The organism is Rhodoferax sp. (genome assembly GCF_030646845.1).
Taxonomy (GTDB): Bacteria; Pseudomonadota; Gammaproteobacteria; order Burkholderiales; family Burkholderiaceae_C; genus Rhodoferax.
Genome location: NZ_JAUSLE010000074.1, coordinates 29,261 through 53,485 on the forward strand (window position 1 = coordinate 29,261; position 24,225 = coordinate 53,485).

The 24,225-nt window shown below is 64.6% G+C and carries 15 protein-coding genes; all 15 read left to right on the plus strand.

Features of this window, described 5'->3' with window-relative positions:
* Position 1 precedes the first annotated feature (1 nt).
* The 15 genes from Q7T10_RS18560 to Q7T10_RS18630 all read left to right on the plus strand — a co-directional run bounded on the left by Q7T10_RS18560 (position 2) and on the right by Q7T10_RS18630 (position 24,174).
* Entirely contained in the window at positions 2-1,189 is a 1,188-nt protein-coding gene (locus Q7T10_RS18560; RefSeq protein WP_304751066.1) for a type II secretion system F family protein, read from the plus strand.
* Positions 1,186-2,868, plus strand: coding sequence for a GspE/PulE family protein (locus Q7T10_RS18565; RefSeq protein WP_304751068.1), 1,683 nt, complete (start codon positions 1,186-1,188; stop codon positions 2,866-2,868). Before Q7T10_RS18560 ends, Q7T10_RS18565 begins: the two co-directional genes overlap by 4 nt.
* On the plus strand, positions 2,855-3,664 hold the full coding sequence (locus tag Q7T10_RS18570) for a hypothetical protein (RefSeq protein WP_304751070.1): 810 nt from the start codon (positions 2,855-2,857) through the stop codon (positions 3,662-3,664). Before Q7T10_RS18565 ends, Q7T10_RS18570 begins: the two co-directional genes overlap by 14 nt.
* A gap of 5 nt (positions 3,665-3,669) precedes the next feature.
* Complete coding sequence (locus tag Q7T10_RS18575; RefSeq protein WP_304751071.1) at positions 3,670-4,194, plus strand: PilN domain-containing protein; 525 nt, start codon at positions 3,670-3,672, stop codon at positions 4,192-4,194.
* Entirely contained in the window at positions 4,191-4,733 is a 543-nt protein-coding gene (locus Q7T10_RS18580) for a hypothetical protein (protein ID WP_304751073.1), read from the plus strand. The genes Q7T10_RS18575 and Q7T10_RS18580 overlap by 4 nt, the downstream gene beginning before the upstream one ends.
* A 15-nt stretch (positions 4,734-4,748) precedes the next feature.
* A complete protein-coding gene (locus tag Q7T10_RS18585) occupies positions 4,749-5,213 on the plus strand; it encodes a hypothetical protein (protein WP_304751075.1) in 465 nt (154 codons plus the stop codon).
* Entirely contained in the window at positions 5,210-7,201 is a 1,992-nt protein-coding gene (locus Q7T10_RS18590; RefSeq protein ID WP_304751076.1) for a secretin N-terminal domain-containing protein, read from the plus strand. The genes Q7T10_RS18585 and Q7T10_RS18590 overlap by 4 nt, the downstream gene beginning before the upstream one ends.
* Positions 7,198-7,674 carry a type II secretion system protein gene (locus Q7T10_RS18595; RefSeq protein WP_304751077.1) on the plus strand — a complete coding sequence of 159 codons (477 nt, stop codon included), beginning with the start codon at positions 7,198-7,200 and terminating at the stop codon, positions 7,672-7,674. The genes Q7T10_RS18590 and Q7T10_RS18595 overlap by 4 nt, the downstream gene beginning before the upstream one ends.
* A gap of 1 nt (position 7,675) precedes the next feature.
* The gene (locus tag Q7T10_RS18600; protein ID WP_304751078.1) at positions 7,676-8,032 is read left to right on the plus strand and encodes a type II secretion system protein; all 357 of its coding nucleotides are present in this window, start codon (positions 7,676-7,678) and stop codon (positions 8,030-8,032) included.
* The gene (locus tag Q7T10_RS18605; protein ID WP_304751079.1) at positions 8,019-8,510 is read left to right on the plus strand and encodes a type II secretion system protein; all 492 of its coding nucleotides are present in this window, start codon (positions 8,019-8,021) and stop codon (positions 8,508-8,510) included. The genes Q7T10_RS18600 and Q7T10_RS18605 overlap by 14 nt, the downstream gene beginning before the upstream one ends.
* Positions 8,507-9,286, plus strand: coding sequence for an XrtB/PEP-CTERM-associated transcriptional regulator EpsA (gene epsA / locus Q7T10_RS18610; RefSeq protein ID WP_304751080.1), 780 nt, complete (start codon positions 8,507-8,509; stop codon positions 9,284-9,286). Before Q7T10_RS18605 ends, epsA begins: the two co-directional genes overlap by 4 nt.
* Before the next feature lie 270 nt (positions 9,287-9,556).
* Positions 9,557-10,561: a PEP-CTERM sorting domain-containing protein gene (locus Q7T10_RS18615; RefSeq protein WP_304751081.1), complete on the plus strand. Its 1,005-nt coding sequence runs from the start codon at positions 9,557-9,559 to the stop codon at positions 10,559-10,561.
* Positions 10,562-10,674: 113 nt separating this feature from the next.
* Positions 10,675-12,150: a hypothetical protein gene (locus tag Q7T10_RS18620; RefSeq protein WP_304751083.1), complete on the plus strand. Its 1,476-nt coding sequence runs from the start codon at positions 10,675-10,677 to the stop codon at positions 12,148-12,150.
* A gap of 179 nt (positions 12,151-12,329) precedes the next feature.
* Positions 12,330-13,895: a ShlB/FhaC/HecB family hemolysin secretion/activation protein gene (locus tag Q7T10_RS18625; protein WP_304751085.1), complete on the plus strand. Its 1,566-nt coding sequence runs from the start codon at positions 12,330-12,332 to the stop codon at positions 13,893-13,895.
* A gap of 22 nt (positions 13,896-13,917) precedes the next feature.
* Positions 13,918-24,174: a filamentous haemagglutinin family protein gene (locus Q7T10_RS18630; RefSeq protein ID WP_304751088.1), complete on the plus strand. Its 10,257-nt coding sequence runs from the start codon at positions 13,918-13,920 to the stop codon at positions 24,172-24,174.
* Positions 24,175-24,225 lie beyond the last annotated feature (51 nt).

Sequence of the window (24,225 nt, forward strand, 5' to 3'; positions counted from 1 at the left end):
CATGCAATTTCTGGTCAAGACCCTGAAGCCGGACGCTGGCGTCGGCATCACGATGCTGGACGCCGTCAGCGCCGCCGAGGCCGAGCGCCAGGTTGCGTCGCAAGGCCACGCCGTTCTGTCCGTGGCGCCTGCGTCGGTGCTGAGTCGCCTGCGTGCACCCGGCAAGTCCCGTTTTCCCCTCCTGCTCTTCAGCCAGGAACTGCTGTCGCTGCTGAACTCGGGCATCACCATCGTGGAGGCCATCGAGACTTTGTCGGAGAAGGAAAACCGCCCCGCAGTGCGCGCTGTTCTGCAGGGGATTGTTTCGGCCTTGCGCGAAGGGCGGCCGTTCTCAGCCACGCTGGAGGATGCGCCGCAGGCGTTTCCTCCACTTTACGTAGCCACTGTACGCGCCAGCGAGCGCACCAGCGGCCTTGGCGAGGCACTTGGCCGCTACATTGCATACGCCACGCAACTTGAAACATTGCGCGGACGGCTGGTCAGCGCGGCGATCTATCCGGTATTGCTGGTCGCCGTCAGCGGTTTGGTCATTCTCTTCTTGATGGGCTACGTCGTGCCTCGCTTTTCCCATATTTACGAGGACATGGGTGGCAATTTGCCGTTTCTCTCGCGCCTGTTGCTGCAGTGGGGGCTGGCGGTGGAGCAATACTGGCCCGTGATTCTTGGTCTTGCCGCAGCGCTTGTCGCGGGGGCCGTGCAGGGCGGTGGGCGAATGGTGGGGCAGCGGCTGGTTCGCCTGATGTGGCGTTTTCCGGCGGCGGGTGAGCGCATGCGCGTGTTCCAGTTGGCGCGCCTGTACCGTACGCTGGGCATGCTGCTGCGCGGCGGCATTGCCATTGTGCCGGCGCTGGACATGGTGACTGGGCTGCTCTCTGCCGCTTTGCAGACCCGCCTGGCGAGTGCCACGCAGAGCATACGCGAGGGCAACGCGATTTCACACGCTTTCGAGGCAACCGGCTTGACTACTGCCGTTGCCTTGCGCATGCTGCGCGTGGGTGAGCGTGCCGGGAACATGGGCGAGATGATGGAGCGCATTGCCGCCTTTCACGACGAGGAGATGGCGCGCTGGGCCGAATGGGTGACTCGTCTGCTTGGACCCTTGTTGATGCTGCTGATGGGCCTGGTGATCGGCGCTGTGGTGGTGCTCATGTACTTGCCGATTTTCCAGCTGGCCGAAAGCATCCGATGAACAGTCCACGCGACATGCATCACCTGGCCGAGCCGTTTTCGCCGGTGGAAATCACTGCCGCACGCGCGCTCGCGAAAACACGTGGCTGTCGCCTGATCGATGCGCTGGACGAAGCCGATGGTATGCCTGCTTCGGCATTGACAGCGCGGCTTGCCGCGACGGTCTGCTTGCGCTTCGTGGGCATGAGCGAGATGCACGCGATGACGCCGGCGTTTGACCTGCTGCCGTATGGCGAGGCCTTGCCACGCGAATGCCTGCTGTTTCGAGCTGGGGACGACGGTCTTGTGTTGGTGATTGCCGACCCGTTCAATCTGGGCCTGCGCGACTGGGCCGTGGAGCGCCTGCGCGCCCGGCTGGACATTCGGCTGGCCTACCGAGGTGACATCGCCGCCTACTTCGCCCGTCATGAGGAAACCCTGCGCGCCATGGACGGCATTGTTTCGATGCAGCAGTCGGCGCAGCAAGACAGTGGCGCGGAGGACATCTCGCTCAAGAGCATCAGTGAAGACGCCAGCCCTGTGGTGCGCCTCGTCAACTCCACGCTTTACGACGCGCTGAAGACGGGTGCCAGCGATATCCATCTGGAAACCGCACCGGGGGGCCTGTTCATCAAGTACCGCATCGACGGTGTGCTGGCCAGCGTCGGCGGTACCCAGGGTACGGACAACGCCGAACAGATCATCTCCCGCATCAAGGTCATGGCGGAGCTTGACATCGCCGAGAGGCGCGTGCCGCAGGACGGGCGCTTCAAGGTGGCCGCCAGCGGGCGCGAGATCGACATCCGCGTCTCCATCATGCCAAGCATTCACGGCGAAGATGCTGTGCTGCGTATTCTGGACAAGCAGCGCCTGTCCGATAAGGTGGTGGGGCTCAGGCTGGAGGCGCTGGGCTTTGATGCCGCGACACTGTCCGCCTTGCACCGGCTTTCCGCCGAGCCCTACGGCATGCTGCTGGCGACCGGCCCGACCGGTAGCGGCAAGACCACCACGCTGTACGCCGCGATCAATGAAATCAACCATGGGCAGGACAAGATCATCACCATCGAGGATCCTGTCGAGTACCAATTGCCAGGCGTGCTGCAGATTCCGGTCAATGAAAAAAAAGGACTGACCTTTGCGCGCGGCTTGCGCTCTATCCTGCGTCACGACCCCGACAAGATCATGGTGGGCGAAATCCGTGACGGCGAAACTGCGCAGATTGCCGTGCAGGCCGCGCTCACCGGCCATCTGGTGCTGACCACCGTGCACGCCAACAATGTCTTTGACGTGCTGGGCCGGTTCACGCACATGGGGGTTGATCCCTACAGCCTGGTTGCGGCGCTGAACGGCATTGTGGCGCAGCGTCTGGTCCGCGTGAGTTGTCTCGATTGTGTGGAAGATGACGTGCCCGACGCTGCCTTGCTGGCACTCTCCGGCATCAGCGACGTGACCGGCTTTCACTTTCGCGCCGGGCGTGGTTGCGCCCACTGTCGCGGCACCGGATTCAAGGGTCGCAAGGCCGTGGCCGAAGTGCTGATTCTGGATGACGAGTTGCGTGAGCTGATTGTTACCCGCGAGCCGGTACGCCGCATCAAAGAGGCCGCCTACCGCAAGGGCACGCGGCTGTTGCGCGAGGTCGGGCTGGACCTGGTACGCCGTGGCGAAACCACACTGCAGGAGTTGAATCGTGTGGTCGCCTAGATCTCAGTCATTGCACGTCGGCCTGTCAGCGCAAGGGCTCATTCATGCCAGGACGGCGGGTCTGTGGCGGAGCCAGGTTGTGGCTTGTGAGCGCATTGACTGCGTTGCAGTGGCGGACGAAGAGTCGTGGCGTCCGGCGGTGACAGCGCTGTCGCGTTTGCTCGCGGCGCAAAGACGTGGCAAGACCTCTTTGCATGTTGTGCTGTCCGGACGGTTTGTGCGCTGGCAACTTCTGCCGTGGCGGCCTGAGCTGACCCAGGCCAGGGAACTGTCGGCCTATGCATCGCTGCGCTTCCGGGAGACCTTTGGCAAGGCTGCCCAGGACTGGCAGGTGCTGCATGCACCGCAGGCGCCGGGCAAGACCGTGCCGGCCTGCGCCATCGATGCGGCCCTGATCGAGGCTCTGCGCAGCACCTGTGAGACCAGCGGGGCAAGCCTTGCTGCGGTGACACCCTATTTCGCCTCCGCCTTCGACCACTGGCGCGGCAATCTAAATGGAAAAACGGCGTGGTTCGGTTTGATTGAACCCGATTGTCTGTCGCTCGGCCTGCTGCGCGACGGAAATTGGATGGGTCTGCACACCGAGCGCCTGGATGGGGACTGGCGCCATGTGCTGCCCGGCATGATGGCGCAGATCGGCATTTCGGCCGGCCTGACGGAGGCCGCGCCGCCCCTGTATCTCGCGGGTGGTGTTGATGCACCTTTGCCCGACCCTGGTCTGCCATTTGCCTGGCTCCGGCCGAAGGCGCAGGCACCGCGCGCAGTGGCAGACTGCCGCATGGCGTTGGGAGTTTGAGGCCGATGCACGCTCTGAATATCAATTTTGTCCGGCGCCGCCGACTGGTTTCGCCGCTGGGTCTGTTGCTGTTGGCGGCGGGGATCGTGGCAGCGGGTGCCGTTGCCGTTGACTATTTTGAGGCGCGCACAGAACTGGAACGCGTCGAGGCGCGGCAGGCTCGCCTGGTTCGGGCTGACGCGGCCCCGCGCAAGCGCGAGACCGTTTCACCGAAGGTATCTGACGATTCAAAAGCGATCGGACGCGTTGTTTCGCAGCTGCGCCTGCCCTGGGACGCGGTGCTGCGCGAGACCGAGATGATGACCGATTCCTCGGTGGCGCTTCTCAGCCTGGAAGGCCAGGGCCAGACGCGCAAGTTGCGCCTCACCGGTGAGGCGAAGGCGATGGCGGACGTGGTGGCCTACGTGAGCCGCCTGCGGGAATCGCGCTTGATCGACGCGGCATATCTTTCGCACCATGAGGAAAGGCAAGCGGGCGCAGTCAGGGTAATCCGTTTTTCAGTGGATGCCACATGGAGAGTGCCGTTGTGACGCTGAGAAATATCGTCGCCCATCTGCGCTTTCAACTCGAGCGTCACGGCTGGCCAGCGGCGGTCGGGCTGGCGCTGATCGCCAGTGCCATGGGCTTGCAGTTTTTTGGCGTGGAGGAAGCACGAGCGCACGCCACCGGACTGCGCGCCGAGGCGGCGGCGCTGCGCCAGCGCCAGGCGCAGCAGCCCAACCAGGAGGAAGCGGCCATCAAACGACTCGCCGCCATCTACGCCAGCTTGCCTGTCTCCAATGGCGCGCTTGAGGCGGTTGAGATCGTCCATCGCGCCGCCGAGGCCAACGGAGTCAAGCTGGCCAATGGCGAATACCGGCTGGTGCGCGAGGGTAGCGCGCAGTTGCTGCGCTACCAGATCACCCTGCCGGCGCGCTCCAGCTATCCGCATCTTCGCGCCTGGCTTGCTGACGTGATGAACGCCGTCCCGGCGGCGGCGCTGGATGACATCAGCTTCCGGCGCGATGACGTCGGCAGCGATTCGGTTGAGGCGCGCGTGCGCCTGACGCTGTTCCTGAGGGTGCCCTGAATGTTGCCGGTGCGCGTGATAGTGCTCGCCGTGGCCCTGGCCGCGACCATCGCTGCTTCTCTATTCGACGTGTCGACGCTTGACGCCGTGGAGCCGCAGAGGGCTGGTGTAGCGGCGGCAGCGAGCGCAGTGCCGGCTCCGCCCAAGCCGATCGCAGCGGAGGTGGCGCAGCCGCTGCGTGCGCCTTTCGAGTCCCAGGCGGCGGACCTCTTTCCGGTCCGCAGCTGGCAACCGCCGCCACCTCCACCGAGCAAGGCGGAAGCGCCCAAAGCGCCGCCGCTGCCTTTTCGTTACCTGGGCAAGGTACTGGACGAAGGCGAGATCATGGTCTTTCTGGAGCAGAGCGCTCGCACCCATCTGGTGCGCAAGGGCGACCTCCTCGCGGACTACAAGGTTGAGGAAATCACGACGTCGGTGATGACCTTTATCTACGTGCCGCTCAACGAAAAACAAAGTCTGACAATTGGAAGTGCAAATTGAAACTCGTCAAACCTATCGTCCGACTGACCGCATTGACGGTCATGCTCATTCTGACCGGCTGCGCTACAAACCCGGCACTCAAGGAAAGCCGTCAACTGCTGGCCGAGGGCCGTACGGATGACAGCGTGCTGCGTCTGGAGACGGCCATTCGCGACTATCCCGATGATCACGAATTGCGCGCCCAGTATTTCCGCCAGCGCGACCTTGCAGTGGGGCAGTTGCTGGGGGCGGCCGAGGCGGAGCTGGCGGCGCGGCACTTTGATGCGGCAGAAACCATCTACCGGCGCGTGCAGAAACTTGATGCCAACAATCCGCGCGTGCGCGATGGCCTCGCCGCGATGGTGACGCTGCGGCGGCATGAGACGCTTATGCGCGAGGCTGAGGCGCTGCATGGGAAGGGCGACGACGTCGCGACGGAGCGCATTTTGCGTGCCGTGTTGGCTGAGAGCCCGGCACACGGCGATGCGCGCAGGCTGATGCAAAAGCTGCGCGAACAGGTGGCGCGCTCTGAGGCGCCAGCGCAGGCGCTCAAGTCGACTTTCAACAAGCCCATCACGCTGGAGTTTCGCGATACGCCCTTGAAGACTGTATTTGAAGTGATCTCGCGCAGCTCCGGCCTGAACTTCGTCTTCGACAAGGACGTCAAGGCCGATACAAAGGTGACGATCTTCGTGCGCAACACCGGCATTGACGAAGTGGTGAGGCTGATCCTGGCGACGAACCAGCTCGAGCGCAAAGTGCTCAACGAAAACTCGGTGCTGATCTACCCGAACACGCCGGCAAAAGCCAAGGACTACCAGGAGTTGGTGACGCGCAGTTTCTATCTGGCCAATGCGGACGTAAAGCAGGCGCAGGCACTGATCAGGTCGCTGGTGAAGACCAAGGACATTTTTGCCGACGAGAAGCTGAATCTGTTGGTGATCAAGGACACGCCGGCTGCAGTGCGCCTGGCTGAACGTCTGCTGGAGTCACTGGACATGGCCGAGCCGGAAGTGATGCTGGACGTGGAAGTGCTTGAGATGACCCGCAGCAAACTGCAGGAGCTGGGCTTGCGCTTCCCCGACCAGATCGGCTACGGGCTGCTGCAGCCGACCACCAGTTCGACCATCATCAATAACGGCGTCACCCAGACCAACACCACCCTGGGCGGTACGCTGGCATCCGGCTTCGTGGATCTGCGCAACACCGGGGGCATGACCTCTTTCGTTTCCAACCCGGCGCTGATGCTCAATCTGAAGAGCCAGGCCGGCGACGGCAATCTGCTCGCCAACCCGCGCATCCGGGTGAAGAACCGCGAGAAGGCGAAGATTCACATCGGTGACAAGGTGCCGGTGTTCACCACCACGTCCACCGCCAATGTCGGCGTGGCTGCCTCAGTGTCGTATCTGGACGTGGGCCTCAAGCTCGACGTCGAGCCCAACGTCTATCTGGATGACGATGTGTCCATCAAGATAGGGCTTGAGGTGAGCAGCATCGTCAAGGAGGTTCCCGGCCCGGCCAATTCGCTGGCTTACCAGATCGGCACGCGCAGTGCGTCTACCGTGCTGCGGTTGAAGAACGGCGAAACCCAGGTGTTGGCCGGGCTCATCAGCGATGAGGAGCGCAGCAGTGCCAATCGCTTGCCCGGGTTGGGCGAGATTCCGCTAATTGGCCGGCTCTTCTCCAGCCAGATGGACAACAGCAGCAAGACCGAGATCGTCTTGCTGATCACGCCCCGCATCGTGCGCAATCTGACGCGGCCGCAGGATATTTCGGCCACCACGCCGGCTGGTTCCGAGTCGGCGGTAGGGGCACCGGCCCTGCAGGTGAAGAAGGCAGAGCTGCGTGGGTTGTCGCTCTCGTCCAGGCCAGCGGGCGGACCGCGCCCCGTGGCTGAGCCCGAGCCGCAGGATCCACCCGTGGCTCCTGTGACACCTGCCGAGCAAGCGCAGGTGCCCGCTGTGCCGCCAGCCCCCGCCCCCGTGACGCCGGAAAAAGCGACGCCATGAAGCGGCGCGCCTCCGGGTTCACACTGATCGAACTGGTGGTGACGGTCGCCATCGTGGGCATTCTTGCCTCGATCGCCGTGCCACTGGGGGAGATCAGCGTACAAAGGGCGAAGGAGCAGGAGTTGCGCAGCGCGCTGAGGCAAATCCGCGAGGCGCTTGACACCTACAAACGGACGGCGGAAGAGGGCCGCATATCGCGTCGCGCTGACGGCTCGGGTTATCCGCGCTCGCTGGACGAGTTGGCCGGTGGCGTCGAAGACGCGAAGAATGCGGTCCAGTCAAAAATCTTCTTCCTGCGCCGCCTGCCGCGCGATCCCTTCCATCCGGACTCCACCGTGCCAGCGGCCGACACCTGGGGCAAGCGAGCCTACGCCAGCCCGCCCGACGCGCCGTCCGAGGGCGAGGACGTGTTTGATGTGTACTCGCGCTCCGAGCGGGTCGGCCTGAACGGCATTGCCTACCGTGAGTGGTGACATGCGCCGCGGCTTTACGCTGATTGAATTGCTGGTGGTGATGGCGATCATCGCCACGCTGCTCAGCATCGCCACGCCCCGTTACTTTGCGCATCTGGACCGTGCACGCGAAGCCGCGCTGCGGGAAACCTTGTCCGTCGTGCGCGATTCGATCGACAAGTTTCACGCCGACACCGGCCGCTATCCCGCCGAACTGGACGAACTGGTCACGAAGCGCTACCTGCGCCGGTTGCCTGTAGACCCCGTCAGCGAAAGCGCGGAGACCTGGGTCATCGTGCCGCCGCCGAACGAGGTGACGGGCGTGTGGGACGTCAAGAGCGGTGCCGGTGGCGAGGAGAGACCGTATGCGCAATGGTGACGCCCGGCGCCCGAGCCCACGGGGTCAGCGCGGGTTCGGCTATCTCCTGGTGCTGTTCGCGCTGGCTGCCATGGGGCTTCTGCTGGCCGGTGCGGGCCAGGTCTGGCACACCAGTTCACAGCGCGAGAAGGAAGCTGAACTCCTGTTCATCGGCAACCAGTTTCGCCAGGCGATCGCCTCCTATTATTTACAGACGCCCAACGCGGCCAGGCAGTACCCGGTGAAGCTGGAGGACCTGCTTGAGGACAATCGTTTTCCCATGGTACGCCGCCACCTGCGCCAGCTCTATCGCGATCCGATGACCGGCAGCGCGGAATGGGGGCTGGTGAAGGCGGGCGACCGCATCGTCGGCGTGCACAGTCTCTCCAGTGCCACGCCACTCAAGACCGCCTTTGCGGGACGCGATGCAGCGTTTTCCGGAGCCGCGCGCTACGACCAGTGGGTATTCAGCCAGGATGCGGTCGGGAGTGCCCCGTGAAGAAGTTCGTTCGCCTGAACAGCCATGACCTGGAACATCTGATCGTCACGCTTGAGACATCGCTGACCATCAACAATCGCTCCCAGTTTTTCCTCTGGGCCCAGGGTGCCCTGCAAGGCTTCATCCCCCATGAGACATTGCTGTGCGCCTATGGGGACATCGCGCGGATGCGCTTCAAGTACGAGACTTTCTGCCGCGGCCCGCTCAATGCGCAGGCCGATCGCGAAGTCGGCGATCCGGTGAACGGGCTGCTGCCGCGCATCATTGACGACTGGTTGCGCGGCGGCAGCGTGCCGCGCTTGCTCAGTCCGGCTGGCGAGGGTCAGGTCGGGCGGCGACAGCTTCTCTCCGACCTGAAACGCTGTAACTTCGGCGATGTGGCGGCCCACGGCGCCAAGGAAGTGCAGGGCGAGTTTGGCAGCTTCTTCGCATTTGTCCGTTTGCCAAAGCCACCTTGCATGCGCGAGGCCTACCTGCTGGAGCTGCTCATGCCCTACCTGCACATGGCGTTGCACCGCATGCTGGCGAATGAGAGTGGCGGCAAAACCGACGAAGCGGCCGCCGTGGCCCTGCTCTCCAGGCGCGAAATCCAGGTGCTGCACTGGGTCAAGAACGGCAAGACCAATCAGGAAATCGGGCAGATTCTCGACATCAGCCCGCCCACCGTCAAGAACCACCTGCAGAACATCATGCGCAAGCTAAACGTCACCAACCGCGCCCAAGCGGTTGGCAAAGGCGCCACGCTGCGCTTGCTTGCCCCCGGCGAATCGGCCTGATCCGGGCGTCGTCGTTCCTCTGGTCCAGGCGCTATAGGTTTTATAGCTGAAAGCGCTTATTGGACGGGGGCTAAGGCCTGTTTTGTTCAAGAAGTCGGTGAGTTGACGTCATTGCCGATGGCTGAACGGACTAGAAAAACGTTTCAAAGTTCAACACGTGCTGTAACACCCGCAAATTAAATTAGTTCCCAGGCAACAGAAATTCTTTTGTGTTGTCGCAACCCGAAAGCATCGTTCCCTTTATTTGCCAACTTATCAGGATCAACACATATGAAACTCAAACTTATCGCATTGGCCGCCGTTCTTGCTGCCTCCGGCCTGGCCAACGCTGGTGTCGATTCCGGCGCCGCTTCTGGCGACGGCACCTTCCTGGCCTCTGTGGCCTACGGCAACGCCGCTGCCGGCTCTTCGGCTTCTTTTGACCTGGGCCTTTCCTTTTCGCAAGTGGCCACCTGGCAAGCCGACATCAACACCACCCTGGCTGGTGGTGCCACCGAGTGGTACCGCTCGTGGAATCTCAGCACCGGCGTCTACAGCGGCACGGGCTTGACCGCTGCCGCCGTGGGCACCTATAGCTCCATCCTGGCCGACTTCAACGCCGCCGCTGCCACTGCGGGCGCCACCAGCACGGCACAACTGCAGGTGATGGCTCTTGACGGCCTCGGCACCACAGTGGGCTCGCGTGGCATCTATGCCTCCGGCAACGCCATCCACGCCACCACCGGTGCCGCTCTGGCAGTGGCCGCGTCGACCAACACGGTTAACAACGGTCTCGCAGGAGGTTCGACGGTGGTTGGCTTTTTCAACAACGTGAACGTGAGCGGTACGCACGCCACCGACGTCAATGGCGCCCATCTGGCCAGCGCTGGCAGTGCCGCCTATTTTAACAACGGCTCGGGGATGGAGAAGGTTGCGAACACCGGCATGTTCGACACCAACGGTCAGTACAACGGCCAGTACGCCGCCGGCAGCACCACCTTCGCGGGGCAGCAGCAGGGCGTGGCTTTCTTCAACCAGGTCTCCAGCAGCTTGACCGGCTCCGCCAAGGCCAAACTGACGGCCATCGGCTACGACATTGATATGGACGGCGTGATCGAGTTTGACAACAACGGTGCCTCCTTGGGTGGCACTGAGTACGGCCTGTGGACCCTGCAGGGCGATGTGCTCAAGTTCTCTGTGACAGCTGTGCCGGAACCCGAGAGCTACGCCATGCTGCTGGCCGGTCTGGGCCTGATGGGTGCCATCGCCCGCCGCCGTAACAACAAGGGCGCCTGAATCGCGCTTGCCTGAAGTTTCCGAGTTTCCGGGAGGGCTGGTCGCCATCGGGCGCTTGGCCTTCCTCTCCCCCTGTTTTCGTCTATCCAACTTTTAACCTATTGGACTCCATCATGAAAATCCGTTCCATTTCACTGGCCGCAGCCTTGGTCTGTGTGGCTTCTTCTTCATTCGCTTTGACCCCTGCCCAGATTGACGCTGCCACCGTGCAGTTGTGGATCAACGGTGCCACCGCCCCCACCGCCTCGGTGTACGGCGGGATCCGCAAGATGTGCGTAGACGCTGACAGCAACGGCAGTCCTGATGACCTGCACGTGTACCTGGAAAAGACCGTGACCACCGCTGCCGATGCTGCCCCGGGCAAGAGCGCCGCTGGCAAATTCGCTGCTTATGCCTGCACCATGGGCCCCGCAGCCGGTGGCGACCTGGACGGCAAGAAGACAGTCGTTTACCACACCTTCGACGTGGGCTCTTTCGAAGCCTACACGCCCCACCTGTTCCTGGCCGGTGAGGCGAACCCCAGCGTGAGCGGCTCGGTCAAGCGCCTGAAGAACATTGCTGCCACTACCGGCAACACCTGCGCCTTGACCGCATTTGCCACGCAAGATCCCACCTACCTTGCTTGCGGCAGCTTGTCTGTCACCGTGGCGCCGAACGCCAGCGTGAACGCAGTGCCCACCCTGCCCGTGGGCGGCGTGTCGGACACGGAATACACCTTGAACCAGCTCAACCTGGGTGTGATCGCCAACCTGGCCGACATCGGCAGCGAAGTGTCCACCAACGTGGCCCAGGGCTTTGGCCTGGCCGTGAGCTACCCGCTGTACGTGGCCATGCAGCAGTCCCAGGGCCTCATCGTCGGCGCCGCCTGCGCCGCCACCGGCTCCGGTGCTGCCATCACTGCGGTGAACACCACCCCGGCCTGCCAGCCCAACGTGAGCCGTCAGAAGTACACCTCGCTGGTGGGTGGTAACGCTGGTGACAAAGACGCAGGCCTGCTGGCCAGCACGCTGGCCGGCTCTGCGCTGCAGGTCGAGCGCCGTGTCGGCACTTCGGGTACGCAGTCGTCTTCCAACGCCTTCTTCCTGAACGCTCCTTGCGCGACGGGTCTGGCGGCCGGTGCGCTGACGCCTGACGGCACCAACGTGGTGGGTTCCACCGCGTACCCGAAAGTGACCATCCGTTCCAACAACGGTTCGGGCGACGTCAAGACCAACATCACCGCTGCTTCCAATGCGAATGCTTACGCCATCGGCGTGCTGTCGCTGGAAAACGCACCCGCCGGCACCGAGAAGTTTGCTTTCACCAAGCTGAACGGCGTGTCGCCCACGGCTGACGCCAAGCAGCGCCAGACCGCCATCGACGGCGACTACGAGTTCTGGTACGAGCTGGTGGCCTTCACCGCTGCCACTGCACCGGCCGAAGGCGCTGGCCTGATGACCGGCCTTGCCACGGTGTTGAGCGACCCGAGCGTGACCGACCTGCGCGGCCTGTTCGCCACCCCGTTGTCTGGTTTCGACAACGCCACCTTCCCGAACCAAGTGTCCAAGGGCTACAAGGGCGGCAACGCTTGCGCGGTGTCGATCCAGTAATCCGACGACCTGACCAGCACTTGGGCGTGCTACGCGCCCGGGTGCTGGTTTCTTGGACCGGTGTCCGGGACAGCCAGAGATGGCTGTCCCGATCCTGTTTTGTGAACCCCGATTCTTTTCACAGGCGTTTCATGTTGTTGTGCTCTTCTGACCCGTCGCAAGAACGACTCTCCGTACCTATGCGCAACGCCCTGTCTGCCCTCTGCCTGCTGGCCGGGGCTTTTTTGTGTGCGGCTCCCGCCCTGGCCCAAGACGCGAAGTTCGACGTCTTTGAATACCGGGTCGAAGGCACCACCCTGCTGCCCACCGCCGCCGTGGAGCGGGCCGTGTACCCCCACATGGGCGAGCAGAAAACCCTGGCCGATGTGGAGAAGGCGCGCGAAGCGCTGGAGAAGGCCTACCACGCTTCGGGCTACCTCACGGTGCTGGTGACGATTCCCCAGCAAAAGGTGAACGACGGCCTGGTAAAACTGGCCGTGACCGAAGCGCCGGTGGACCGCCTGCGCGTGGTGGAGTCGCGCTACTTTTTGCCGAGCGACATCAAGGCCGGTGTGCCCGAGCTGGCCGAGGGTAATGTGCCCAATTTTCAGGACATGCAGACCGAACTGGCCGCGCTCAACCGCAGCCCTGACCGGCGTATCACGCCGGTGCTGCGCCCGGGCAAGACGCCCGGCACGGTGGAGGTGGACTTGAAGGTGCAGGACGAGCTGCCTTTGCACGGCAACGTGGAGCTGAACGACCGTTACAGCCAGGACACCTCGCACACCCGCCTGAGCGCCAGCATGCGCTGGGACAACCTGTGGAACAAGCAGCACAGCCTGGGCCTGACGATGCAGACCTCGCCCAGCGATCCGAAAGAAAGCAAGGTGTTTTCAGCCAACTACACCGTGCCGCTCAGCGGCGGGGATTTTCTGGCCCTCTACGGTGTGAAGTCCGACTCTGATGTGTCGGCCGTGGGCACGCTGAGCGTGGTCGGGCGCGGCACCATTTTGGGCATGCGCTATATCCGTCCGCTGCCGGGCAGTGAGACGTTTTTCCACAGTGCGTCGTTTGGCGTGGACTACAAAGATTTTGACCAGTCGGTCGAGCTGATCGACAGCGGCGGCTTCAACACCCCCATCAAATACCTGCCCTTCACCATGGGGTGGGACGCCACCTGGCTGAAGGAGGGCAGCACCAGCAAGCTCGGCCTGTCGTTCAACTTCCACCTGCAGGGCATGGTGGGCAATGAGCGGGAGTTTGCCGACAAGCGCTTCAAGGGCCGCCCGTCGTACGCCTACCTGCGCGGTAACGCCTCGCAGCAATGGAAGCTGCCTCAGGCCTATGGACTGAACGCCCGCGCGAGCTGGCAGCTGGCGGGTCAGCCGCTTGTCTCGAACGAGCAGTTCGCCATCGGCGGCGTGGACACCGTGCGCGGCTACCTCGAATCGGCCGCGATGGGCGACCGCGGCCTGGCCCTGAGCCTCGAAGCCAAGACGCCCAACCTGGCCGCGCGTTTCCCGTCGCTGGGTGATTCCGTCACCGATCTGCACGCCCTGGCATTCATCGACGCCGCTAACGTGCGAGTGATCGACCCGATCAGCGCCACCGACCGCTTCACGCTCGCGGGCGTGGGCCTGGGCCTGAGCCTCAAGGGCTGGGGCGGGTTGGATGTTTCACTGAACTGGGCCTACCCGCTCAAAGCCGTGGGCAACACCCGCAGCGGCGACCACCGTTTCCATTTCAACGTCGCCTACGGGTGGTGATGCACGACTCCCGGAGTAAGCCATGAACCGTCAACGTTACCGCCTTGTTTTCTCTACCAGCCTCGGTGCCCTGGTGGCCGTTGCCGAAAGTGCACGTGGCCGCGGCAAGGCCGCCAGCGGCACGCGTCGTGCCGGTGCTTTGCTGGCCGGCGCGTTGCTGGCCGTACCGGCTTTTGCGCAGAAGCTGCCGACCATCAGCCCGGGCGGCGCCTTGCCTGCCTTCGTGACCTATGGCCAGGCCAACTACCTGCAAAACGGCAGCCAGGCGTTTGTGAACCAGGTGGGCAACAAGGCCATCCTGAACTGGCAGAACTTCAACATCGCCCCGGGCCATGGCGTGCAGTTCCGCCAGGTGGACGGCCTGGCCACCGGCAATCTGGTTCCTGGCGCGAGCTTCACGACGCTCAACCGCATCTGGGATGCCAACCCCAGCGTCATCTACGGCAACATTACCCAGGGCGAAGGGCAAAAGGGCAACATCATTCTGGTCAATACGAATGGCATTGCCTTCATGGGCGGCTCGCAGGTGAACCTGAACAGCTTTACGGCATCGAGTTTGGACATTGCCGACAAATACATTCTGAACACTTTGTTGCCGGGTGACGACCAGCCGCAGTACCAGGGCACGGGCGGTTTCGTCAAGGTGTTCGAGGGCGCGCAGATCACGGCCGGCGAGCAGGGGCGCATCATGCTGATCGCGCCCACGGTGATCAACCAGGGCAGCCTCTCGGCGGCGGGCGGCCAGGTGGTGCTGGCGGCGGGCACCAAGGCCTACCTGCGCACGGCTTCGGCCTATGGCGACAGCGATGTGCGTGGCCTGGTGGTGGAGGTGGACAGCCCTGCGGGCCTGGCGAGCTACGACGCTGCGAACACCAGCGTGAAGGACATCGTGCTGGATGGCCAGACGGTGGATCTGACGGACCCGGCCCTGGACCTGCTGGGCAACGCCACCAACCTGGGCCAGCTAACCGCGAGCACCGGCAACGTGACCATGGTGGGCCTGGCCGTCAACCAGCTCGGTCTGGCCCGGGCCACCACCTCGGTGGTGGCCAATGGGACGGTGTACCTGATGGCCAGCGACACCTACAAAAGCCCGGGCGCCGCCAACCTGAACAGCCCGGGCAGCCGGAGCGAGCGCGCCGGGCGTGTGACCCTGGGGACCGGCAGCGTGACCGAGGTGGTGCCCGAAGTGGCTGACGCCACCACCTCGCTGGACTGGACCGAGACGGTGGGCGCGGTCAAGACGCTGAAGTCCGATCTGCAGAACAAGTCCCGGGTGCAGATCCTGGGCAACGACGTGCGCCTGGCCACCGGCTCCACGGTTCGCGTACCGGCCGGGGTGGTGGACATCACCGCCGTGGACAAACCGCTCAACGTGGATGGTCAGGGGACCAACCCGTTCACGACGGGTGGCATCGACCAGGTGTCGGGCACGGCGCGCGTGCACGTGGCCGATGGTGCCGTGATCGATGTGTCCGGCCTGTCGGGTGTGCAGGTCTCGGCTGAGCGCAACACGGTGGAGGCGGAGCTTCGGGGGGATGAGCTCAAGGATTCACCCGTCAACCGCAACGGTGCGCTGCGCGGTGAGAAGGTGTATCTGGACGTGGAGCGAGCGCTCGCGCGCGCCCGGAGTGGGGAGTCCACCCTGATCGCCGAGGACAGCTTGTTGGCCTACCAGGCCCGCCTGGGGCGCACGGTGGCTGAGCGGTCCACCCAGGGTGGCACGGTAAACATCCAGTCGCAAGGCGAGGTGATCCTGGAGACGGGTTCGACCATCAACCTTTCGGGGGGCACCGTCGAGTACACGCCCGCCACAGTCAAGTCCACGCTGCTGTTTGCCAATGGCAAGCGGGTCGAAGTGAGCGAGGCGGATGCCAATGTGAAGTACGACGGCATCGCCTCGCGCTACGTGATCGACCACGGACTCTGGAACGTGAAGGAAGTCATCGACCTGGGGGAGTACACGAAGTACGACCCCGGCTACACCGATGGCAAGGCCGCGGGCGCGCTGAACATCGTGGGCATGGGCGGCACGGTGCTGCAGTCGGCCATCCAGGGCAAGACCGTGGTGGGGGAGCGGCAACTGGCTGCCGGCACCGCACCGCAGGGAGCGCGGTTGCAGGTGGGGTCGGCATCCGCTGAAGGTGACTACAAGAACTTTCAGCAGGTGCGCCTGGGGCATGGGTTCCAGCAGCTGCCCATCAGTTTCAGCTTTGGCGACGTGTTGTCGGCCGACCTCAAGAACCAGCTGCTCATCGACACCGGCATGCTCGGTGAAGACCTGATCGCCGGGCTTACCATCTATTCGAACAAGAACGCTGTGGTGGAGCAGCCGGTGAGCCTGCCGGACGTGGGATCGTTGTCGATCACAGCCAGCGCGGTCGCGGTCAACGCCGACGTCAGTGCCGCGGGTGGTGTCATTAAATTCAACGCGCGGGGCAACCAGGCCGACCCAAACAACGCATTCGTGCTCGAAGCGGCCGATGTGGTGGTGGCGCCCGGGGTCACGCTCTCGACCGCCGGAAAATGGGTCAACGAACGGGTAGGTTTCGACGATCCGGCGCGCCGCAGCGCGGTGATCGACGGCGGCTCCGTCACGCTGTCGGCCATTGGTGACACGGTGCTGGGTAGCGGCTCCACCGTCGATGTATCGGGTGGGGCCTGGTTGCAGCAGGACGGAACCCTGAAGTACGGCAGCGGTGGCTCGGCCACGGTGGTAGCCAACGAAACGCTCAAGACCGATGGCCCCTTGGCGGGGCGGGTCGAGCTGAACGGCCGCCTGCTGGGCTTCGGCTTCGAGGGCGGTGGCACTTTGAACCTGTCGTCGGGGTCGGTCCAGATCGGTGGCCAACCCACGGGTGCCAGCAACGCGCTTTTCTTGCAGCCCGAGTGGTTTTCGACCGGTGGTTTCGAGAACATCACCATCACCGGCCGTGAGGGTGTGACGCTGGCCGATGGCGCCGTGCTGGCGCCACAGCTGCGGTCGCGCGAGCTCAATCCGGGGTTTGCGGTCCAGACATCGGGCACCGATGTGGCGTCCATGGCGTCGCTGCGGGTCTTGCCGCCCGATGAGCGCAGCCCCGTCAACCTGACCCTGGTGGCCGACTCCAATCTGCTGGGCGATGTCACCCTGGGTACGGGCTCGCGCACGGTCCTGGACACCGGTGGCTCGCTGACCCTGAATGCGGCGCACCAGGTCAGCATCCTCGGCTCGGTGCAGGCCCATGCGGGTCACTTCGCGGCGAAGCTGTCCGCGCCCCTCGACAAGGACTTCGACGCTTCTAGCAGCATTTTCCTGGGTGAAGCCGCCAGCCTGGATGTGTCCGGCACGGCCTTGACGCATGCCGATGCCACAGGCCAGCCGGTCGGCAAGGTGCTGGATGGGGGATCGGTGCGCCTGAACGCGTCCACCGGCTATGTGATCGCCAAGGAGGGTTCCAGCATCAATGTCTCCGGAGCTGCGCCGGTCTACCTGGCCGAGCGCAACGAGGCGGGTGGTCTGGGTCGCAACGTGGCCAGCAGCGCGGGTTCGGTGTCCATTGCAGCGCGTGAAGGCCTGGCGCTTGATGGCACGCTGCTGGCCCGGGCCGGCGCAGCAGACCAGTCCGGCGGCAGCCTGGCGATCAGCCTGGGCAATGACAACGCGCCCACGCCAAGCCCGATCCCCTTTCCGGTGGCTCCCAGTGTGTTGAGCGTCGAGTCATCCTTACCCGCGCAGGCGCAGGCGCTGCAAGCCGGGCAGGCCATACCGGTCGCGTTCAGTGACCAGACGCGCCTGGACATCGACCGCATCGAGGCGGCGGGTTTTGAGCAGATCGCTCTTGGGTCCAAAGATGCGATCCGCCTGCAAGACGGTGTGAACATCGGGGGCGGTCGCACCATGCCCTTGCGCTCGGTGAGCCTGGACTCCCCTCTCATCGACATGGCAGGAGGCACCGCCCGTGTGACGGCTGCCCTGGTCCGCATGGGCAATCAGTCCACGCTGCGCCAGAGCGTGGTCAACACGCCGGTGGCCGGCGGCGGGGTGTTGAGCGTGGATGCCACGCGCATCGAGGTGGTGGGCAAGTCCACGCTGAGCGGCGTGGCCGAGACTCGGTTGAACGCTTCCGGGCAGATCGAGCTGTCGGGGGTCAATGTGGACTCGGTGGGCCCTCTCGCCGGTGCGCTCAACACGGCGGGCGATCTGACGTTCACCGCGAAGGTGCTTGCTCCGGCAACTTACAGCGACTTCGAGGTGTCCGCGCCCGGTCAGACGGTGAACATCGTTCAGGCACCGGGCGTGGCGCAACAGCCCTTGTCCGCTTTTGGTCGCCTGCGCATCGAAGCGGGCCAGATCGAGCAGAAAGGCACTCTCTGGGCACCCCTGGGCCGGATCGAGCTGGAGGCCAGCGGATCGCTCACCCTGGCGCCGGGCAGCCTGACATCAGTATCTGCCCAGGCGGGCACCGTGTTGCCTTTTGGCACGCTGGAAAACGGTCGCGAGTGGTCGTACGGTGACATCCTGTCAGACCTGCCCGAGAAGTCGATCAGTCTCAAAGGCGCCCAGGTGGACTTCCAGTCCGGTGCCCAGGTTTCGGTGGCCGGCGGTGGTGATGCCCAGGCCTACGAGTTCACCGTGGGGCCCGGGGGTTCGAAGGACTTCCTGGCCCAGGCAGACACCTTCGCGGTGATGCCGGGCTACACCGGTGGCTTCGCACCGAACGATGCGCAAGAGGGATTTGCACTCGACAGCGGTGCCGCTGTCTACCTGCGTGGCGTGAACGGCCTGCCCGACGGTGTGTACACCTTGCTGCCAGCGCACTACGCCCTGTTGCCGGGTGCGTTTGCAGTGCGGTTGAACCAGAACGAGTTTCCGGTGTTGCCCGGAAGCGGCTACACCCGTGCGGACGGTGTGCAGGTGGCTTCGGGCTACCTCACTGACAGCCGCTCAGGAGCACCCCGCTCGGGGGACTGGCAGGGTATTCAGGTGCTCACGCGTGACCAGGTGCGGGACCGGTCCGAATACACGCTCTCGGCCGCATCTTCGTTCTTTGCGGACTCCCGCTTCTCGCCCCAGGACGCCGGGCGCCTGGCTGTGGTGAGCCTGGGCACCGGCCCGGACAGCCTGCGACTCAATGGTGTGGTGGCTGCGCAGGGCGGTGCCGGGGGTGCGGGAGCGGCCGTTGACATTGCTGCCGCCAACTTGCGGGTCTCCGGCTCTGCCGATGCAGCGGCCCCGGGCGAGGCCTGGGTGGCGACCGGCTGGCTTAACGACTTGGGTGCTGAGAGCCTGCTGCTGGGTGGTACGCGCTCCCGCTCGCAGACCGGTGCGGTGCTGGATGTGTTGGCTGATACCGTGACCCTGGCCAACGATGCGCAGAGCGCCTTGTCTGCGCCGGAGGTGATGCTGGTAGCCAGGGACACCTTGACGCTGGCTGCGGGGAGCGCCATCAACGCACAAGGCGCAGTCGGCAACGCCGGCAGCTACAGCACGGCGGGCAACGGCGCCTTCGTGCGGGCCGCATCTTCGTCGGCCAGCTTCACGCGCACCGGCTCGCCCGACCGCAGCCAGGGCACCCTGATCGGCGCTGCCGACAGCGTGCTTCAGGCGGCCCGGGCGATCGCCATCGATGCCACGCAGGACAATGCGTTTGCCGGTCAACTGGCATTTGTGAAAGAGGGCGTCGCCGTAGCCGGCGAATTGAGCGCGGGCAGTTCGCGCATCAACTTCGGCAGCCCAGCCAAGTCGGTGGATGGGCTGACGTTCAGCCAGTCGGAACTGGAAGGGCTGCAGAGCCTGGACAGCCTGGCGCTGACCAGCTACTCCACGTTTGATTTCCACGGTGATGTGGACGTCGGCGGTGTCGGCAGCGATGGGCAACCCTTGATCAAAAACCTGACGCTGCAAGGCGCAGGCCTCGCGGGCTTCGGTGCGGCGGGCCAGACCGCCAGCTTGCGCGCCCGCAACCTGACCCTGGCCAACACCGCGGGCGTGGCCTACGCCACACCGGCTGGCCTGACCCTGGGTAGCGGATCGCTGGAGGTGTTGGCGCAGACCCTCACCCTGGGCGAAGGCCAGAAGGCGGTGAGCGGTTTCGCCAACGTGGGCATCACCGCCGACGAGCTCGTGGCTTCGGGCACCGGCAGCACCCAGCTCGACAACGGGGCTTCGGTCACCACCGCCCGCCTGACCGGCACCACCGGCGCCAGCCAGAAGCTGGACGCCGGCACCCAGGCGTTGATCCTGGGCCAGATGGCGCCTTCAGCCGCGCTGGCGGAAACGTCTTCGCTGGGCGCTGCCTGGGAGCTGAAGGCGGGTTCGGTCCGGTTTGACACCCAGGCCGACTTGGGCGGCGGCGCGCTGACCCTGGCGGCGGTGAGCGGCGATGTGACGCTGGGCGCGAACGCCGACATCGACGTGTCCGGTCGCTCGGTGACTTTCTTCGACCAGACCCGCAGCATTGGGGGTGGCAAGGTGACGCTGAGCAGCGCGACCGGCAAGGTCGTGGCGCAGACCGATGCACTCACCGGACGGTCGGCGCGCATCGATGTTTCGGGGGGTGCGGGCGCCGACGGCGGCACGCTGGTGGCGACGGCGGTGCAAGGCACCGTGGACCTCGACGGGGCGACGCTGGTGGGCCAGACCTCCGCCGATGCGGACGGCCACACCGGTGAGGCCGCCAAGGTGCGCATCGACGCGGGATCGCTGGCCAATTTCTCCGCGCTCAATGCGCAGATGAATGCCGGTGGCTTCGAGGGTGAACGCAGCCTGCGTGCCCGGAGCGGTGCACTGACGGTGGCCGCCACCGATATGGTGAGGGCGCAGAAGGTGACGCTCACCGCCGATAGCGGCGCGCTCACCGTGAACGGAACGGTATCGGCCTCGGGCGCCGAAGGTGGCCAGGTGGCGCTGTATGGCCAGTCGGTCACGCTCACCGGGACGGCACGGGTAGAGGCAGCTGCTACTTCGGCGGGCGGCGATGGTGGCCGGGTCGTGATCGGCGCGGCAACCCAGGCCAGCGATACCGCAGCGCAGGGCATTGACCTGCAGGCCGGCTCCGTGATCGACGTGAGCGGAGGCGCGGGCGGCGAGGTGCATCTGCGCGCCCAGCGCAAAGGAAACGATGTGGCCGTGACCGCGCTGGACAGCACGATCAAAGGCGCCCGCGAGGTGACGCTGGAGGCGGTGCGGGTCTACGACAACAAAACAACCCTCAATGCGTCAACCACGGATTCTGGCACCACGCTGGGGCTGACCAAGATCAAGAACGACAACAACGCATACGCCAGCAACAACAGTGCGATCAAGAATCGGCTGGACCAGGCAGACAACGCGGATTTCCATGTGGTCTCTGGTGTGGAGGTCCGTTCTGCGGGTGCCATGACGCTGGGCGCTGACTGGAACTTCAAGGACGCCACCGCGGGCGGCGAGGCCGGTGTGCTGACGCTGCGGGCCGGCGGCAACCTGAACATCAACAACAACCTGTCGGACGGCTTTTCCACAGCGACAAAGCTGGACGGTGCCAACCCCGCCACGCTGCAGGACGCCTCGGTCAGGGGCGGCAACGCCTGGTCGTTCAATCTGGTGGCGGGTGCCGATGCCAGCTCGGCCGACGTGATGAACACCCAGGCAGGGGGAGGCGACCTGACGCTGGCCGCGGCCAAGCTCATCCGAACGGGTTCTGGCGATATCCGCATGGCGGCCGGGCAGGACATCGTGCTCAAGGCCAACACATCGGCCGTCTACACCGCAGGCACAAGGTACACGCCGTCCGCGGGCTTCGTGGTGCCGGGCCTCGCTCAGTTCAGCCAGGGTGGCGGCGACATCGAGATGACGGCGCAGCGCGATGTGCTGGGTGTCGCTTCAGCCCAGCTGTACAGCAACTGGCTGTTCCGTCAGGGCAAGCTGGGCGCCGATGGCGTCAGCTATGTCGCGAATGCGCAGCCCGCCTGGTGGGTGCGCTTTGACAAGTTCGAGCAGGGTGTGGCCACCCTGGCTGGAGGCGATGTCAACATTACCGCGGGCGGCAAGGTCTCCAACCTGTCGGCGTCTGCGGCCACGCAGGGGTACATCACGTCAGCGGTGGCCGATGTCTCGGCGGCGGTTCGGACCGGCGGTGGCGATGTGAACGTGACGGCGGGCGGCGATGTGCTGAGCGGTCAGTACTACGCCGATCTGGGAGACGTGAATCTGAAGGCCGGCGGCAGCATCCGCAGCGGCTATGCGGTCTCAAGCCGACCCGTGCACACCATCCTGGCGGTGGGCGATGGGTCCGTCACGGCCACGGCGCTGGGCGATGTGGATGTGCACGCCATCATCAACCCGCACCTGGTGGTTCAATCGTCCACGGCAGGGTTCAACATTGGAACGACCCAGGCATCGAATGCGCAGTGGAGTGTGTTCTCCACCTACGCCGAAGACAGTTCGGCATCACTGCTGAGTGCGACCGGGGACGTCCGGCTCTTCGGCGGTGGCGTTGGCAGCAGCGCGCAGGTGCAGTCGCTGGCCAACGCCTACAAGGCACCGGTGAACCTGTCGTTGGGTGCCTACGCGGATGAGGTGCTCCTGGCGGTCTTGCCGCCTTCCTTGTCGGCCGTTGCGCTTTCCGGAGATGTATCGCTGCTGTCCGGCGCGCTGCTCAGCCCGGCGGCGCAGGGCAAGCTGGAGCTGCTGGCCAGCGAGAACCTGAATGTGCCGGCCAGGATCACGCTGTCGGACACCGTGCCCCTGCCCAATGCTGTGAATCCCAGCTCGGATGCAAAGGCCGCGGGTGTTTTCAGCTACGCGTACAGCGCCAAATCGACGCAGGCCCATGCTGCGGTGCCGGTGCACGCCAACGACGCCGATCCGGTGCGGCTCTACGCAGTGAACGGGTCGATCCTTGGTAACAATCAGGTGCTCAAGTCGGCCAAGCGGGTGAGTGTTCGCGCTGGGGAGGACATTCTCAACCTGCCGATGGACATTCAGCATGTGTCGGCCAACGACATCAGCGTGGTGGAGGCCGGGAACGACATTGCCTTGAGTCCTGTGCGATCGAGCAACAGCTACGTGGCGGTGTCGGGCCCCGGCCGACTGGAGATGACTGCGGGGCATGACATTGACCTCGGCGCTTCTGCCGGTGTGCTCAGCCGGGGCACGCTGGACAACCCGGCTTTGCCCGATGGTGGTGCAGACCTGCATCTGGCAGCGGGTGTGGGCGCCGCAGGCCTGGACCCTGCAGGTGCCGTGAACCGGCTCGCCAATGAACTGGCCGATGGGGTGTTCAGCGACGCGACGTTGTGGCTGGCGCGCTGGCTGACGGGCGACGACACGCTCTCACGCGAGCAGGCCCTGCAGCGGGTGCAGGAGGTCGCTGCGGCGGCCCCCGATGTGCAGCGAACCCGGGTGCGCGAGATGCTGTTCAACGGCATCCGGCAGACTGGTCGGATCGCCAACATACCGAACAAACCGGAGAAACCCAACCCGTACGCGGGTAATTTCTCTCGCGCCTACTTGGCTCTGGAAATGGTGTTTCCAGGCATGGGGACCTCGTTGGCCACGGGTGCCTACCAGGGCACGATCGACGTGTTCGCCAGCCGCATCAAGACGGAGCAGGGGGGAAACATCGAGCTGCTGGTGCCCGGCGGCGGGGTGGTGGTCGGTCTGAGCAACACGCCCGAGGCGCTGGTCACTCCGCTGGGCAGCGGCAAGGACACGGGCCCGCTGGGCATCATCACCGTGGGGGCTGGTGACATCCGCATGCTGGCGCGCGACGATGTGCTCGTCAACCAGTCGCGCGTGTTGACGGCTGCCGGTGGCGACATCCTGATCTGGTCCAGCGAGGGCGACATCGATGCCGGCAAGGGCAAGAAGACGGCCACGGCGGTGCCGCCCCCGGTGATCAAGACAGACAGCGATGGCAATGTGACCCAGGAGATCCAGGCCGCTGCGGCAGGCTCGGGTATCGGGGCCCTGTCCACCAACGGCATCACCGCCGGCGACGTGGACCTGATCGCGCCCAAGGGTACGGTCAACGCAGGCGACGGTGGTATTCGTGCGGGCAACTTGAACATCGCCGCGCAGGTGGTACTTGGGTCGGAAAACATCTCGGTGTCGGGCAAGTCGGCTGGTACGCCAGTAGCAGACACCAGCGCAGTCACTGCATCGGCGTCAGGGGCAACTTCGGCGGGCGATGACCTCTCCAAAACCACCGCTGCGTTGAGTCAGTCTGCCGCTGATTCCGCCAAGAACGCGCAGTCATTGGCTGACTCCCTGAAACCGTCATTTGTGCGTGTGGATGTACTTGGGTTTGGAGAATGATTTCGCCTCGACCCTTTGTCACTGTTTTGCCACAGACATTTTGTAACCTTC

What these genes read in the sequence shown, in the direction of transcription:
- Q7T10_RS18560 (WP_304751066.1), top strand. Translation starts at nt 2, where the DNA reads ATGCAATTTCTGGTCAAGACCCTGAAGCCGGACGCTGGCGTCGGCATC.
- Q7T10_RS18565 (WP_304751068.1), top strand. Translation starts at nt 1,186, where the DNA reads ATGAACAGTCCACGCGACATGCATCACCTGGCCGAGCCGTTTTCGCCG.
- Q7T10_RS18575 (WP_304751071.1), top strand. Translation starts at nt 3,670, where the DNA reads ATGCACGCTCTGAATATCAATTTTGTCCGGCGCCGCCGACTGGTTTCG.
- Q7T10_RS18595 (WP_304751077.1), top strand. Translation starts at nt 7,198, where the DNA reads ATGAAGCGGCGCGCCTCCGGGTTCACACTGATCGAACTGGTGGTGACG.
- Q7T10_RS18600 (WP_304751078.1), top strand. Translation starts at nt 7,676, where the DNA reads ATGCGCCGCGGCTTTACGCTGATTGAATTGCTGGTGGTGATGGCGATC.
- Q7T10_RS18605 (WP_304751079.1), top strand. Translation starts at nt 8,019, where the DNA reads ATGCGCAATGGTGACGCCCGGCGCCCGAGCCCACGGGGTCAGCGCGGG.
- Q7T10_RS18615 (WP_304751081.1), top strand. Translation starts at nt 9,557, where the DNA reads ATGAAACTCAAACTTATCGCATTGGCCGCCGTTCTTGCTGCCTCCGGC.
- Q7T10_RS18620 (WP_304751083.1), top strand. Translation starts at nt 10,675, where the DNA reads ATGAAAATCCGTTCCATTTCACTGGCCGCAGCCTTGGTCTGTGTGGCT.
- Q7T10_RS18625 (WP_304751085.1), top strand. Translation starts at nt 12,330, where the DNA reads ATGCGCAACGCCCTGTCTGCCCTCTGCCTGCTGGCCGGGGCTTTTTTG.
- Q7T10_RS18630 (WP_304751088.1), top strand. Translation starts at nt 13,918, where the DNA reads ATGAACCGTCAACGTTACCGCCTTGTTTTCTCTACCAGCCTCGGTGCC.